The sequence below is a fragment of the Ameyamaea chiangmaiensis genome (genome assembly GCF_013376175.1).
GTDB lineage: Bacteria > Pseudomonadota > Alphaproteobacteria > Acetobacterales > Acetobacteraceae > Ameyamaea > Ameyamaea chiangmaiensis.
The window spans coordinates 1-835 of sequence record NZ_JABXXR010000347.1 but is presented as its reverse complement, the minus strand read 5'-3'; the positions used below and the strand labels follow the sequence as shown (position 1 = coordinate 835).

1 protein-coding gene is annotated in these 835 nt (G+C 56.2%); it reads left to right on the top strand.

What is annotated here, in order from left to right; all coding sequences use genetic code 11:
• Positions 1 to 65: 65 nt before the first annotated feature.
• Entirely contained in the window at positions 66 to 782 is a 717-nt protein-coding gene (locus tag HUK82_RS16975; protein WP_176615012.1) for an IS6 family transposase, read from the top strand.
• The last annotated feature ends 53 nt before the right edge of the window (positions 783 to 835 follow it).

Below are 835 nucleotides of genomic sequence, written 5' to 3'. Positions count from 1 at the left end.
GGCTCTGTTGCAAAGTTGTCTTTCCTGTTGGAAACCGCCTTCGGTTTTGAAGTGAGGCGTGGCGGATGAGCGATTTCAAGGGACGGCATTTTCGGGGTGAGGTGATCCTTTGGGCGGTCCGTTGGTATTGCCGCTACGGGATCAGCTACCGGGATCTGGAAACCATGCTCGCGGAGCGTGGGGTGAACGTTGATCACTCGACGATCTACCGCTGGGTCCGGCGTTATGCTCCCGAGACGGAAAAGCGGCTGCGCTGGTATTGGAAACGTCCGGGCTTTTCCCGCAGCTGGCGGGTGGATGAGACCTATATCAAGGTCAAAGGGAAATGGGCGTATCTCTATCGGGCGGTCGACAGGGACGGCGATACGATCGATTTCTACCTGTCACCGACCCGCAACGCCAAGGCTGCACAGCGTTTCCTGGGCAAAGCGGTGAACGGACTGAAGGACTGGGAGAAGCCCGAGACGATCAACACGGACAAGGCCCCGACCTATGGGATAGCAATCGGGGAACTCAAAAAAGACGGAAAGATGTTGGATACAGTGACGCACCGACAGGTGAAATATCTGAACAACGTGATCGAGGCTGATCACGGAAAGCTCAGGCAGCTGATCAAACCCGTTCGGGCGTTCAAAACGCTGAAAACCGCTTACGCCACGATCAAGGGCTTTGAGGTCATGCGGGCCTTGAAAAAGGGGCAGGCACGACCCTGGCAACAAGAACAGGGCGTCGTGGGAGAAGTGCGTCTGATCGAAAGGCAGTTCGGAGTTTACACATTCTGAACGCCCGAAATCTCCGGGGCCCTGCCGCTTATTCGAGAATTTGCAACAGAGCC

Bases quoted from the DNA above. Each gene is read 5' to 3' on its own strand.
- HUK82_RS16975 (WP_176615012.1), top strand. From the start codon at position 66: ATGAGCGATTTCAAGGGACGGCATTTTCGGGGTGAGGTGATCCTTTGG.